General features: G+C 37.5%; 6 protein-coding genes and 3 rRNA genes. All 9 read right to left on the bottom strand.

Annotation, left to right across the window (positions count from 1 at the left end; genetic code table 11):
• Nucleotide 1: 1 nt before the first annotated feature.
• Nucleotides 2-940, bottom strand: a complete 939-nt coding sequence (locus C4N20_RS10300; protein WP_005976054.1) for an NAD(P)H-dependent flavin oxidoreductase — start codon at nucleotides 938-940, stop codon at nucleotides 2-4.
• Nucleotides 941-1,027: 87 nt separating this feature from the next.
• On the bottom strand, nucleotides 1,028-1,765 hold the full coding sequence (locus C4N20_RS10295) for a phosphatase (RefSeq protein ID WP_005976053.1): 738 nt from the start codon (nucleotides 1,763-1,765) through the stop codon (nucleotides 1,028-1,030).
• Between the two features lie 186 nt (nucleotides 1,766-1,951).
• Nucleotides 1,952-2,068: ribosomal RNA gene (gene rrf / locus C4N20_RS10290) — 5S ribosomal RNA — on the bottom strand.
• A 70-nt stretch (nucleotides 2,069-2,138) separates the two neighbouring features.
• Nucleotides 2,139-5,049, bottom strand: a 23S ribosomal RNA gene (locus tag C4N20_RS10285).
• A gap of 173 nt (nucleotides 5,050-5,222) precedes the next feature.
• Nucleotides 5,223-6,730: ribosomal RNA gene (locus C4N20_RS10280) — 16S ribosomal RNA — on the bottom strand.
• The 16S, 23S and 5S rRNA genes sit together here, the layout of an rRNA operon.
• 670 nt (nucleotides 6,731-7,400) lie before the next feature.
• Nucleotides 7,401-9,140, bottom strand: a complete 1,740-nt coding sequence (locus C4N20_RS10275) for an aminopeptidase P family protein (RefSeq protein WP_231940510.1) — start codon at nucleotides 9,138-9,140, stop codon at nucleotides 7,401-7,403.
• Nucleotides 9,141-9,208: 68 nt separating this feature from the next.
• Nucleotides 9,209-11,035 (bottom strand): glutamine--fructose-6-phosphate transaminase (isomerizing), encoded by a 1,827-nt coding sequence (glmS, locus tag C4N20_RS10270; protein ID WP_005978081.1) that lies wholly within the window; start codon nucleotides 11,033-11,035, stop codon nucleotides 9,209-9,211.
• A 286-nt stretch (nucleotides 11,036-11,321) separates the two neighbouring features.
• Nucleotides 11,322-12,332, bottom strand: coding sequence for an electron transfer flavoprotein subunit alpha/FixB family protein (locus C4N20_RS10265; RefSeq protein WP_005978084.1), 1,011 nt, complete (start codon nucleotides 12,330-12,332; stop codon nucleotides 11,322-11,324).
• Between the two features lie 31 nt (nucleotides 12,333-12,363).
• Entirely contained in the window at nucleotides 12,364-13,149 is a 786-nt protein-coding gene (locus C4N20_RS10260) for an electron transfer flavoprotein subunit beta/FixA family protein (protein WP_005978087.1), read from the bottom strand.
• Nucleotides 13,150-13,181: the final 32 nt, after the last annotated feature.

Genomic DNA, 13,181 nt, shown 5'->3' with positions numbered 1-13,181 from the left:
ATTATTCCTTGAATACTTTTTTAAATCTATCAAAAATTTCTTTAACTGAAAGAATTTCATTTATTTTCCACGCATCTCTTCCAGCAAAAAATATTCCTTCCTCGTAATTACCATCATGTGCTTTTACTAGTCTTTCATTTACACAAAATTTATATGTACATTTTTTCAAACATCTGTTGCATTGCTTTGGCGGTTCTGTAGTTTCATTCAAAACTTTTTTTACATAAGGAGAAACAATAGCATTAGCTGGCAGACCAGCAGAACTCATCATTTCAACTACATCTCCCTCTTTACAATTTATATACATTTGTTTAAAGAAATCATCTACTTCACATTCTTCAGCAGCTATAAATCTGCTTCCCATTTGAACGCCATCAGCACCTAATGCAAGCATTCTTTCTGCATCTTCAGGAGTTATTACTCCTCCCGCACCAAAAACAGGGATAGATATGTTTTCAGCAATTTCTCCAACGATATCCCATGAATCTTTTTCTGTCCCTAAGTGTCCACCTGCATTTCCACCTTCAACAACAATAGCATCTGCTCCTAATTTTTGAGAAATTTTAGCTAATTTAAGAGACGATACTACTGGTATTATTTTAACTCCAGTTCCTTTAGCTACTTCAAATATATCTCTTGAGAATCCAGCACCAAATATGATAACATCAATTCCTGCCTCAATAGATGCATGTACAAGATCCATAAAATCAGTAGTAGCATACATGATATTTACACCTAATGCTCCACCTTTATTTACGATCATATCTTTTGCTCTTTTAATTTCTTTTTTTAGTTCATCTATTGATAATGCTGTTCCAGCTATTACTCCTATTCCACCTTCATTTGCAACCGCAGCAGCCAGCTTTGCCATTGATGCTCTGATTGCCATTCCACCTTGTATAATTGGGATGTCTATTTTTAAATCACCTATTGCTAACATTAACTTTACCTCCTAATATATAAATAATTATTTTCAATTATAACATATGTAATATTATTAGTAAAGTATTATATAACAGGTGTTTTTTTAAATTTCTTTTGCCCTTAGGTTTTTCCTTAATCTAAGGAAGTTCTCAAGGCTTTCAATTGATGAGTTTATTATATACTTTTCTGGAAAGTCAGTGTTATTTAATAGCCTTTTTGCCTGCTCAAAATTTCCTATATCATAAGAGATATGTGAGTCTGTTCCTAAAGAAATCATACATTCATGTTGTTTGCATAATTCTAGTATTTTTTGACAGTTAGGTTCAGAACCTAATCTTGAAGATACTAAAGATGAGTTGTTGAGTTCTATAGCTACATTTTGCTCTTTAGCTTCTTTAACAACTGCTTCATAATCAATAGGAAATTGTGGATTACCTAAATGAACCATAATATCTATTTTCTGTTTTCTCATGATATTAAGTACTGCTCTAGTATTTTTTTCTTTGTTTCCTACTTCTCCATAAGCTTCTACTGGATGAAGTCCACAAAGAATTATGTCCATTACATCATACACTCTTTGATTTATATCAAAATTTCCACGATCATCTATTAGATTAGTTTCCACTCCTCTTAGTATTCTCATACCTTCTACCTCTCTAGGAATAACCTTCATATTTACCAAACTCCACCAATGAGGCGAATCTTGTAATGCTGGTCCGTGATTAGTTATTGCTATAACTTTCATTCCTTTTTTTAAAGCAGAATTTATATCTTCTTCTAATGTACTATAAGCATGTGGATTCACATTAGTATGTATATGCAAATCTATAAGATACGACATTACTCTCACTTCCTTTCGCTATATTATATCATAACTTCACTGGAGTTCAAAATAATTACAGTAGTTATATTTATAAATTTTAAATAAAAAGTCTCTTTTTTTTTATTCAACTTGTAAAAGTTTGAATTCAAGATAACAATAATCGAAAAATATTTTTTAAAAATTAATCTTCAAAAAATAAAAAAAGCTTGGCAAGTTCCTATCCTCCCGGGAGGCTTCCCTCCAAGTACTTTCAGCGTTTACGGGCTTAACTTCTGGGTTCGGAATGGGACCAGGTGTACCCCCGCAGCTATTCTTACCAAGCTGTGTGTGTATTATTTCTAATAGACACTTGAAACTATATAGTAGCATACGCTTTCGCGCTTTCAATCTTTAGGTTAAAACTTTGACTTATTAGTATTGGTCAGCTAAAAGCCTCGCAGCTCTTACACCCCCAACCTATCAACCTTCTAGTCTCGAAGGAGTCTTAAAGAATACTTATCTTGAAGCTGGTTTCCCGCTTAGATGCTTTCAGCGGTTATCCGTTCCAAACGTGACTACCCAGCTGTGCCACTGGCGTGACAACTGGTACATCAGAGGTTTGTCCATCCCGGTCCTCTCGTACTAAGGACAGATCTTCTCAATATTCTAACGCCTACAGTGGATAGGGACCGAACTGTCTCACGACGTTCTGAACCCAGCTCACGTACCGCTTTAATGGGCGAACAGCCCAACCCTTGGGACCTTCTCCAGCCCCAGGATGCGATGAGCCGACATCGAGGTGCCAAACTTTGCCGTCGATATGGACTCTCGGGCAAAATCAGCCTGTTATCCCCAGGGTAGCTTTTATCCGTTGAGCGACGACCCTTCCATTCGGAATCGCCGGATCACTATGTCCTGCTTTCGCACCTGCTCGACCCGTCAGTCTCGCAGTTAAGCTCTCTTATGCCATTGCACTCTGCGGTTGATTTCCATCCAACCTGAGAGAACCTTTGAACGCCTCCGTTACTCTTTCGGAGGCGACCGCCCCAGTCAAACTGCCCACCTAGCACTGTTTCCGTGGCTACAAACCACAGATTAGAATTTCGACATTGAATGGTTGGTATTCCACCGACAACTCCAATACAGCTAGCGCCATATCTTCATAGTTTCCCAACTATCCTATACATGCAATGCCAAAACCCAATACCAAGCTACAGTAAAGCTCCATGGGGTCTTTCCGTCCTACTGTAGGTAACCGGTATCTTCACCGGTAGTACAATTTCACCAGGCCTCCCGTCAAGACAGCGCTCAAATCATTACACCATTCGTGCAGGTCGGAACTTACCCGACAAGGAATTTCGCTACCTTAGGACCGTTATAGTTACGGCCGCCGTTCACCGGGGCTTCAATTCGGAGCTCTCACTCCTCCTCTTAACCTTCCGGCACTGGGCAGGTGTCAGCCCATATACATCGCCTTACAGCTTAGCATAGACCTGTGTTTTTGTTAAACAGTTGCTTGAGCCTCTTCACTGCGACCCCCAAATGCTTTACAGCGCGTAGCTGTTAACATCCAGGGGCACCCCTTCTCCCAAAGTTACGGGGCAATTTTGCAGAGTTCCTTAACGAGAGTTAGCCTGTCCGCCTTAGATTTCTCATCCTGACCACCTGTGTCGGTTTCGGGTACGGGCAGTTATACCTTAACGTTAGAAGCTTTTCTCGGCAGCGTGGGATTTGTGCATTCATCTTACGACTATATATCACACCTCAAGTCTAATCTAGCGGATTTTCCTACTAGACCACTCTACATGCTTTTACGGGAACTTCCGTTCTCCCGCGCACATACCCTTCTGCGTCCCTCCATCACAAAATATAACTGGCACAGAAATATTAATCTGTTTTCCATTCGCCTACGCATTTTAGCCTCGGCTTAGGTCCCGGCTTACTCAGGGAAGACAAGCTTTACCCTGAAAACCTTGGTCTTCCGGCGAGGGGGATTCTCGCCCCCTTTCTCGCTACTTATTCCTGCATTCTCACTTCTGATACCTCCAGAGTTGCTTACGCTTCTCCTTCAACGGCCTACAGAACGCTCTCCTACCAATTGCTTACGCAATTCCACAGCTTCGGTTTATAACTTAGCCCCGTTACATTGTCGGCGCAGAGACTCTCGACCAGTGAGCTATTACGCACTCTTTAAAGGTATGGCTGCTTCTAAGCCAACCTCCTGGTTGTTTGTGAATCTCCACCTCCTTTCCCACTTAGTTATAATTAGGGACCTTAGCTGGTGGTCTGGGTTGTTTCCCTTTTGACAATGGAAGTTAATTCCCATAGTCTCACTCCTGAGCTTTGAATTATGGTATTCGGAGTTTGATTGAATTCAGTAAGCAATATGCCCCCTAGTTCATTCAGTGCTCTACCCCCATAATTAAACACTCAAGGCTGCACCTAAATGCATTTCGGAGAGAACGAGCTATCTCCTAGTTCGATTGGCTTTTCACCCCTAAACCTACCTCATCTCCCAACTTTTCAACGGCGGTGAGTTCGGGCCTCCACTGTGTCTTACCACAGCTTCACCCTGGACAGGCTTAGATCACCAGGTTTCGCGTCTACGCCCAGCGACTATGTCGCCCTGTTCAGACTCGGTTTCCCTTCGGCTCCGTTATACTTAACCTCGCCACTGAACGTAACTCGCAGGATCATTCTCCAAAAGGCACGCCATCACTCCGAAGAGCTCTGACCGCTTGTAAGCACACAGTTTCAGGTTCTATTTCACTCCCCTCCCGGGGTTCTTTTCACCTTTCCCTCACGGTACTATACGCTATCGGTTAGTAAGAGTATTTAGCCTTACGAGATATGGTCCTCGCAGATTCACACAGAATTCCTCGTGTTCCATGTTACTTGGGAGAGAACATACATTCTAATGAGTTTACCTGTACAGGATTATCACCTTCTACGATCTAGCTTTCCAACTAGTTCCAGTTCGGTCATTAGATATGTTGAATATCTTACAGTTCTTCAAACGTTCTTCCCACAACCCCATATAAGCAACGGCTGTATCCTTGACACTTATATGGTTTAGGCTCATCCCCGTTCGCTCGCCGCTACTTGGGGAATCGTTTTTACTTTCTTTTCCTCGAGTTACTTAGATGTTTCAGTTCACTCGGTACCCTCTTTCGTGCTAAGACTCCATCTTAGCAGATTGCTCCATTCGGAAATCTTGGGGTTGGCGCTCGTTTGCAGCTAACCCAAGCTTATCGCAGCTTACCACGTCCTTCATCGGCTCTTACTACCTAGGCATTCCCTGTGTGCCCTTAATTATTTTAACCTATTTTGTTTTTGTTTAATTTGATTGACAGCTAACTCTGTTTATATAAACAAGAGTTAAAATTGTATTTAATCTACTATATAGTTTCCAATGTCCATTTGATAAGTTATCCAGCGCTTAATACGCTGTAAGAACATTATCAATAGAATAGAGAAAGAGAAATGATCTCCTTAGAAAGGAGGTGATCCATCCGCACGTTCCCGTACGGATACCTTGTTACGACTTCACCCCAATCGCTAATCACACCCTCGGAACATCCCTCCTTACGGTTAGGCCTGTTACTTCAGGTGCAACCAACTCTCGTGGTGTGACGGGCGGTGTGTACAAGACCCGAGAACGTATTCACCGCAACATAGCTGATTTGCGATTACTAGCGATTCCAACTTCATGTACTCGAGTTGCAGAGTACAATCCGAACTAAGAATAGTTTTATGAGATTAGCTTACCCTCGCAGGTTTGCAGCTCTCTGTACTACCCATTGTAGCACGTGTGTAGCCCAGCGTATAAGGGGCATGATGACTTGACGTCATCCCCACCTTCCTCCTGCTCATCGCAGGCAGTCTCGCATGAGTCCCCAACTTAATGATGGTAACATACGAAAGGGGTTGCGCTCGTTGCGGGACTTAACCCAACATCTCACGACACGAGCTGACGACAGCCATGCACCACCTGTCACCAAGTTCCTCCGAAGAGGCACGAAAACATCTCTGTTAACTTCTTGGGATGTCAAACGCTGGTAAGGTTCCTCGCGTTGCGTCGAATTAAACCACATGCTCCACCGCTTGTGCGGGTCCCCGTCAATTCCTTTGAGTTTCATACTTGCGTACGTACTCCCCAGGCGGATTACTTATCGCGTTAGCTTGGGCGCTGAGGTTCGACCCCCAACACCTAGTAATCATCGTTTACGGCGTGGACTACCAGGGTATCTAATCCTGTTTGCTACCCACGCTTTCGCGCTTTAGCGTCAGTATCTGTCCAGTAGGCTGGCTTCCCCATCGGCATTCCTACAAATATCTACGAATTTCACCTCTACACTTGTAGTTCCGCCTACCTCTCCAGTACTCTAGTTTAGCAGTTTCCAACGCAATACGGGGTTGAGCCCCGCATTTTCACATCAGACTTACTAAGCCGCCTAGACGCGCTTTACGCCCAATAAATCCGGATAACGCTTGCGACATACGTATTACCGCGGCTGCTGGCACGTATTTAGCCGTCGCTTCTTCTGTTGGTACCGTCACTGACTTCTTCCCAACTGAAAGCACTTTACATTCCGAAAAACTTCATCGTGCACACAGAATTGCTGGATCAGACTTTTGGTCCATTGTCCAATATTCCCCACTGCTGCCTCCCGTAGGAGTAAGGGCCGTGTCTCAGTCCCCTTGTGGCCGTTCACCCTCTCAGGCCGGCTACCCATCATCGTCTTGGTGAGCCGTTACCTCACCAACTAACTAATGGGACGCAAAGCTCTCTCACAGCGCATATAGCTTTCATAACCAGATCATGCGACCCAATCATAATATCCGGTATTAGCATTCGTTTCCAAATGTTGTCCCAGTCTGTAAGGCAAGTTCTTTACGCGTTACTCACCCGTCCGCCACCTTCACCCGAAGGATCAAGTAGACTTGCATGTGTTAAGCATTCTGTCAGCGTTCATCCTGAGCCAGGATCAAACTCTTCGTTCAATCTATTTACTCAGTTATATAACTGATTGTTTACACCTATTTATTGTTTGTTGATTTTTTCATCTCTCTCTATTCTGTTGTTAATGTCCTTATTTTCTTTATTTAATTTGTTTTGTGTTTCGTTCCACTTTCCTGCGGCACATTGATTATAATATCACAAATACTAATTCCCGTCAACAACTTTTTTTCAATTATTTTCAAATATTTTTCCTGCATGTTTGAAACCTTTAAATATTAACGAGTTTCAGCAATATTTTTTTTAGGTCATGCAATTATTTTTTTATTCACCAGTAAGAATTTTCAAAAAATATTTCAAAAAACTTTATAAAATTTCAAAAAAATATTTGCTCTCTAAAATTTTCTGTTGTAGAAATGTGTGCAAAATTTTATATATATTGCAAAAAATTTTTTTAGAAATATAAGATTAGTTTAACTAAAATATCTACTACTATTTTTTTAAATTTATAATAATTTTACTAGTAGTAGTTTTTATTAATTAATTAGTATTAATAGACTCGAACTTTTCCTTTTTTGTATGAGCACTTCAAATTGATAATTTTTATTTTTTCTCCAAAAATTTTTTATAATTTTTTTAATAAAACTAGAGCAAAATAAAAGGCTGCAAAAATCAGTTGATAAATCATTAATTTTTAACAGCCCTAATAATTTTTTAAATTTTTCTAGTATATTCCTTCAGCCATTTTTTCTCTTCTTCACTCAAAAATGGAGAAATCTTTTCAAATACCATTTGATGATAATTATTCAAAAATTCTTTTTCCTCTTCATTTAAAAGCTCAGTAACTACTCCATCTAAATCTAAAGGAGCATAAGTCATAGTTTCAAAAGTCATAAATTGTCCAAAGTCTGTTTTTTCAGCATTTCTCACTATCAGTTCATTTTCAAGTCTGATACCATGAGATCCTTGAATATATACTCCAGGCTCATTTGTTACAGTCATTCCTGCTTCTAATACCTGAGGATTATACTGCCATCTTATACTATGAGGCCCTTCATGTACATTCAGAAGGAATCCTACCCCATGACCTGTTCCACATTTATAATCTATTCCTCTTGACCATACTGGCTTTCTGGCTAATATATCTAAATTTGTTCCTGTAATTCCATGCATAAATTTAATCATTGAGAGCGACAGCATCCCTTTTAATACTAAAGTAAAATGTTCTCTTATTTCTCCACTGCATTCTCCCAGTACAAAAGTTCTAGTTATATCAGTAGTTCCATCTATGTATTGCCCCCCTGAATCTACCAAAAGAAGATTTCTTGGTGCAAGTTGACTGTTAGAATCTTTATTGGCACTATAATGCATCATAGCAGCATTTGCTTCATATGCTGAAATAGTATTAAAACTTGGTTCTATATAATCAGCCCACTCTTTTCTAAAAGACTCTAATTTTTCAGCTGCACTCATTTCAGTGATTTCTTGACTTCCAATATTCTTTTTAAGCCAATACATAAATTTTGTAACTGCAACTCCGTCTTTTATATGAGCGTTTTTAAGATTTTCTAATTCTATATCATTTTTACAAGCTTTCATAAGAGTGCTCGGATTTGCTTTGTCTATTATTTCAGTTTCTGTTGGAATACTGTTGTATATAAGATAATTTACCTTATTTGTATCTAAAAGAACTGTATCCTCTTTTGATATATTTTTTACATCATCATATATAGCAAAATAATCTTTTAGTTTAATATTTTTATCAATAAAATACAACTCAACATCTTCATTTATTTTATTTTTATCTATATACAATACAATTTCTTCATTAGAAATCATAGCATATGAAAGAGATACTGGATTATTTTTTATATCTCTTCCTCTCATATTGAAAAGCCATGCTATATCATCAAGAGAAGTTAATATATGATTGTTGGCATTTAAGTTTGACATTTTTTTTCTTACTCTTTCAAGCTTGCTTTCAAAACTTTCACCACAATATTTTTCATCTAATATAAACACATCTGATTTAGGAAGAGCTGGTCTGTCATTCCACATCTCTCCTATCAAATCATATCTATCTTCTATTTTTATCTCTTTTTTTCCAAATCCAGCTTTTATATCAAAGACATTTTTTCCTGATAAAACTTTCCCATCAAATCCTAAACATTGACCATTTTTAAGATTCTTCCCTATATATTCAATGTATGTTGGGACATTCTCTTCTCCCATTTTAAAAAGAGTAATTGTACTTTCTTCAAGTTGTTTTTCAGCCTGAATGAAATATCTTCCATCAGTCCAAAGACCAGCTTCATTTTCTGTCACTACTACTGTTCCAGCTGAACCTGTAAATCCTGATATAAATTCTCTTGACTTAAAATGTTCTCCTACATATTCGCTTTGATGGTAATCTGAAGAAGGAATAACATATACATCTATTCCTTTTCTCTTCATTAATTCTCTCAGTTTAATGACTCTTTCTCTTATGTTACTCAAAAAATTCACCCCTGTTTAATATATTTTTATTCAACAGTAACAGATTTTGCAAGGTTTCTTGGTTTATCAACATCCAGACCTTTTGCTACTGCTGTGTAATATGACAACAGCTGTAATGGGATCATAGATAATAGTGGTGCCACCATATCATCTATGTCATCTATAAGTATCACTCTGTCAGATACATCTAGTATTTCTTTATAATCCGCTTTTGTAACCGAAATAACAAAAGCACCTCTTGCCTTTAGTTCTTTTATATTAGAAGCTACTTTTTCTACCATGTCTCTTTGAGTTGAAACTACTACTATCATAGTTCCTTCTTCAATAAGGGCTATTGGTCCATGTTTTAATTCTCCAGCAGGAAAAGCTTCAGTATGAATATAAGTTATCTCTTTCATTTTCAGAGATCCCTCTCTTGTTATTTTTTCATCTATTCCTCTTCCAATATAAAAACCATTCTTTCTATCTTTTACCTCTTGAGCTATTTTCTCTATCTTTTCTTTATTGAAAAACATTTTTCCTATTTTTTCACTTAAACTATAAATTTTATCTAAATAACTTTCATATTCTTCTAAAGTTACTCTGTTGCATTTGAAAGCTACATAAAGAGCAAGCAAATAGAAAGTAACTACTTGTGTTGTGTATGCTTTTGTTGAAGCTACTGATATTTCTGGTCCAGCAACTGTATATAATACTACATCTGCTTCCCTTGATATAGTTGATCCAACCACATTTGTTATTGCAAGAGTTTTTGCTCCTTTGCTTCTTGCTAATTTCAATGCCATAAGAGTATCCAGAGTTTCTCCAGACTGACTTATAAATATAACAAGATTATCTTCACTTAAGAAAGGATCACTATATCTGAATTCAGATGCAATGTCCACATTTGTTTTTATTTTTGCCATTTTCTTAAAGAAATACGCTGCCTGTAATCCAGCATGATAAGCTGTTCCGCATGCAATTATATCTATTTCCTTAATTTTTTCAAAATCAATTTTTTCAAATGCTTTTCCAAAATCTACTTTTCCATCTGGTTTTATATAAACTTCCAGAGTTCTTTCTACAACAGCAGGCTGCTCCTCTATTTCTTTCAGCATAAAATGAGGATATCCATTTTTACTAGCTTGTTCCATATCCCACTCTATCTTAGTAACTTCTTTTTCTATAGGTTTTCCCTCTTTATCAAAAACTGTTACTTTCCCTTCTTCGATAACAGCTATTTCATCATTTTCCAAGAAAATAACATCTCTTGTGTATTTTAGAATAGCTGGAACATCTGATGCAATAAAATTTTTGTCCTTTCCTAATCCTATAATTAAAGGACTCTCTTTTCTAGTACAGATGATCTTATCAGGCTGCTCTTCATGAATTATACCTAAGGCATAACTTCCTCTTATTCTATCTCTTACTTTCATTATTGTTTCAAGTAAATCTCCTGTATAAAGATAAGAAAAAAGTTGTGCTGCTACTTCACTGTCAGTATCAGAAGAAAAAATATACCCTTTCTCTATAAGTTCATCTTTCAATACAGCATAATTTTCTATTATCCCATTATGAACTACTGCTACTTTTTTATCACAACTACAGTGAGGATGTGAATTGACATCTGTTGGTACCCCATGAGTAGCCCATCTAGTATGTCCTATTCCCACATTTGAATAATGCCCTGCATCTTTAAGTGATTCTTTAAGATTATCCAGCTTCCCGCTTTTTTTCTCCACAAAAAGATGTCCTTTTTCAATGATTGCAAGCCCAGCAGAGTCATACCCTCTGTATTCAAGTTTGCTCAACCCATCAAGTATTACTTCTACTGCCTTTTCATCATTTCCTACATATCCGATAATTCCACACATATGCAACCTCCTATTTAATTTAAAATGTCCATAGGAGACTTGTTACAGTTACCTCTTTGTTCCATAGGTTGCCCTATAGCTTTGTTAGTAACGGTTGTAACCACCTCTGAGAAACCCGCCGAAATTTCGATTATCTCAGTCCTCGTCAACTTTTATAAAAAGTTCTGGCGCTTGTCTTACATTAGTCTCCTTGTCAGATTATTATATTATAAATAAAGGGGCTGGTCAACTCTTTTATTGACCAGTCCCCTATAAATACTCTCAGATTTTATTTTTTTATCTGTTATTACTTAGCGTCTTTAGCTTTTTTCAACTCTTCAGCTAGTAATGGAGCTATTTTGTTAGCATCTCCAACAATTCCTAGATCTGCAACATTGAATATAGCTGCATCTTTGTCTTTGTTAATAGCTACGATATATTCAGACTCTTCCATACCTGCAACGTGTTGGATTGCTCCAGAAATTCCACATGCGAAGTAAATGTCAGGTCTAACTGTTTTACCAGTTTGTCCAACTTGTCTATCATGCTCGATATATCCAGCATCAACAGCTGCTCTTGAAGCAGATACAGTTGCACCGATTTCTTTAGCTACAGATTCTAATGCAGCAAAGTTCTCAGCTGAACCGATTCCTCTTCCTCCAGATACAAGTATTTTAGCTTCAGAAATATCTACTTTATTAGCAGTTTCTTTAACTATTTGAACAACTTTAACTTTCATTTTAGAAGTATCTAAAGATACAGAGAAGTTTTCTATTTCTCCTTCTCTTCCTTCTACTCTTGGAGCTTTTTGCATTACTCCTGGTCTAACTGTAGACATTTGAGGTCTATGATCAGGACAAACGATAGTTGCCATCAAGTTTCCTCCAAATGCAGGTCTTGTCATTTCTAATCCTTTAGTTTCTTCAGAAATTTCAAGTTTTGTACAGTCAGCTGTAAGTCCTGTAGCCATTCTTGAAGATACTCTAGGTGCTAAATCTCTTCCTAAAGTAGTAGCTCCAAATAGAACGATTTCAGGTTTTTTAGCATCAATTATAGCTTTAAATACTTGAGTGTAAGCCTCAGTATCATAAACTTCTAATCTAGCTTGATCAACTACAACAACTTTGTCAGCTCCGTATTCAACTAGAGTTTTTGCTAATCCTGCAACATTATGCCCTATTAAAGCAGCTGTTACTGGTACATTTAATACTCCAGCTAATTCTTTAGCTTTTCCAATTAATTCTAAACCAACAGTTTGAATTACCCCATCTCTTTGCTCTGCAAATACTAATATTCCTTTATAATCACTTAAATTCATTATCCTATCTCCTTTTCCTAAGGTTCATTTGTTAAATAACAAATTTTTCTTTTAATTTTTCAACAATTAAGTTTACTGCTTCTTTTGCTTCTAATTCAAATACTTTACCAGCTTGTTTAGCTCCTTTAGTAAATGATTTTTTAACTTTAGTAGGTGATCCATTTAATCCAATGATTGCTGGATCTATTGTTATGTTATCAAAAGTCCAAGTTTCAACTGGTTTATCAAAAGCTTCAACAATTCCTCCAACTCTCATATATCTAGGTTGGTTAGCTTCTGATAATACAGTAACTAGAGCAGGTAATTGAACATTTACTAAGTAATATCCATCTTCCACAACTCTTTTAATTGTTAATGAATTGTCTTCTGTATTATATTGCATATCTTTTACATAAGATACTTGAGGTAATCCTAGGTGCTCAGCTATTTGTGGTCCTACTTGTGCAGTATCTCCATCAATAGCTTGTCTTCCTGCGATTATTAGGTCAGCTTCTATATTTCTTAAAGCAGCTGCAATAGTATTAGAAGTAGCTAGAGTATCTGCTCCTCCAAATTTTCTATCTGTTAAAAGGATAGCTCTATCTACACCCATTGCATATGCTTCTCTTAGGATAGCTTCTGCTTGAGGAGGTCCCATTGTGATAACTGTTACATGAGCTCCATATTTATCTTTAAGTTTTAAAGCTTCTTCCAATCCACCTTTATCATCTGGGTTCATGATACTAGGAACTCCATCTCTGATTAGTGTCCCTTTTACTGGATCCAATTTGATCTCAGTTGTGTCTGGAACTTGTTTTATACAAACTACTATTTTCATCTTCCATCCTCCATATATTAATTCATATACTT

The sequence above is a fragment of the Fusobacterium ulcerans genome (genome assembly GCF_003019675.1).
In the GTDB taxonomy this organism is placed as follows: domain Bacteria; phylum Fusobacteriota; class Fusobacteriia; order Fusobacteriales; family Fusobacteriaceae; genus Fusobacterium_A; species Fusobacterium_A ulcerans.
The sequence above is the reverse complement of the archived record's forward strand: the minus strand, read 5'-3'. Positions and strand labels throughout refer to the sequence as shown.